General features: G+C 54.9%; 3 protein-coding genes. All 3 read right to left on the bottom strand.

The annotated features are described in order from the left end of the window. On the bottom strand, nucleotides 1-145 hold a 145-nt coding region (locus lacNas_RS10155), incomplete at its 3' end, for an SDR family NAD(P)-dependent oxidoreductase (RefSeq protein ID WP_201346825.1). 11 nt (nucleotides 146-156) lie between these two features. Next, nucleotides 157-1086, bottom strand: coding sequence for a ribonuclease Z (rnz, locus tag lacNas_RS10150; protein WP_201331305.1), 930 nt, complete (start codon nucleotides 1084-1086; stop codon nucleotides 157-159). A 30-nt stretch (nucleotides 1087-1116) separates the two neighbouring features. After that, a partial coding sequence (locus tag lacNas_RS10145) for an SGNH/GDSL hydrolase family protein (protein ID WP_444979756.1) occupies nucleotides 1117-1588 on the bottom strand: 472 nt, incomplete at its 5' end.

The following is a 1588-nucleotide window of genomic DNA, read 5'->3' as shown; positions in this document are numbered from 1 at the left end:
CGGCAATCTCTTCCAGCTTGTCCAGCCGGCGGGCCAGCAAAACGACCGTGGCCCCGCGGCTGGCGCTTTCCATGGCGATCGAGCGGCCAATGCCGCTGCTGGCGCCCGTAATAACTACAACTTTATTGCGTAACGAATCACTCATTTTTTAACACGTTAACCTTTCATTGGAACTACAAAGCTGTCCAAGTCCTTGGCCAGCGTCGTGGCCGGGAAGATCTTCCTGGCCTGTTTGACCATCTGGCTGGCCAGAGGGCCCACGTACCGGGCCGAAACATGGGTCAGGTACAAATGCCCCACCTGGCAGGCAAGGGCCGTCTCAGCGGCTTGTGTGCACGTTGAGTGGTAATAGTCCTTGGCCAGCTTGCTTTCACTCGCGTCAAAAGTCGCTTCGTGAACCAGAACGTCGGCATGGTCTGCCAGGCGGCGAATTGAAGGTGTCGACCGGGTATCGTAGATCACGGTCACCACCCGCCCCTTCTTGGCCGGGCCGAGGAAGTCCTTGCCGTTCAAAACGGTCCCGTCTTCCAGCTCAACCTGCTCGCCGCGCTTCAGCTTGCCAAGCAGCGGGCCGTTAGGCACATTGAATTCTGCCAGCTTGTCCATCAAGAGTTCGCCGGCCTTGTCTGCCTCAACTACCCGGAAGCCCCAGCTGTCGATGCGGTGGTCCAGCTTTTCGGTGTAAACCTCAAACCCCCGCTCACTTACAATTTTACCAGCTTTTTCCAAGGTAACGAATTTAATCGGATAGGAAATTTTGGTTTTTGAAATCCGCAGGGCGGTCCTGACGAACTGCTCGATCCCTGCCGGCCCGTAAATCGTCAAAGGGCCGACGTCCCCTTGGAAGGACCGGGTTGACAAAAGACCGGGCAGACCGAAGATATGGTCGCCGTGATTGTGCGAGATGAAGATTTTAGTAACTTTGCGCAGCCGGATGTTGGTGCGCAAGATCTGGTGCTGAGTCGCTTCGCCGCAGTCAAACAGCCAGATTTCGTTCAGCTCGTCCAGTAACTTTAAGGCCAGACTCGAGACGTTGCGCAGTTTTGAAGGCTGTCCCGAGCAGGTTCCAAGAAATTCCAGTTCCATTTAATTCCTATTCTTTTCCAAATCAAAAAGCTAATCTGATTCGCTGGCGCGAACCATTTCTTTAACGATGTACGTGCTGTAGTAGTTTTGACCAACATTGTTCGGGTGGGTCCGGTCATCGTAAAACCAGCTGGACTGGCTGTGAGCATAGCCGTACCAGTCAATGACGGTCAGGTTCTTGTATTTTTTGCTCAAGCTCTTTAGCTGCTGGTTGACCTGGTTCTGCCAGGACCGGGTCGGCACGATGACGTTGATCCAGAAGAGCCGGCGCTTTGAGCCGATGATCTGCATGATCTGCTTGACTTCATCGTCACTGAAAGGCCCGTTGGTCCCCAGACCGATCAAAACATTGTCCTGCAGTTCGCCCTTTTGAGCGTATGACTGCAGCAGCTGCGGAGCCACATCGGCTTGCCGCGAGACGGTAGCATCAACGATCGCGTGCGGCAGCAGCTGGTGCAGCAGGTCACTGGCAGAAGCCATGACCGAGTCGCCGATTGCCGTT

It is taken from the genome of Lactobacillus nasalidis (assembly GCF_016587775.1).
Taxonomy (GTDB): Bacteria; Bacillota; Bacilli; order Lactobacillales; family Lactobacillaceae; genus Lactobacillus; species Lactobacillus nasalidis.
The sequence above is the reverse complement of the archived record's forward strand: the minus strand, read 5'-3'. Positions and strand labels throughout refer to the sequence as shown.

What these genes read in the sequence shown, in the direction of transcription:
- rnz (WP_201331305.1), bottom strand. Translation starts at nt 1,086, where the DNA reads ATGGAACTGGAATTTCTTGGAACCTGCTCGGGACAGCCTTCAAAACTG.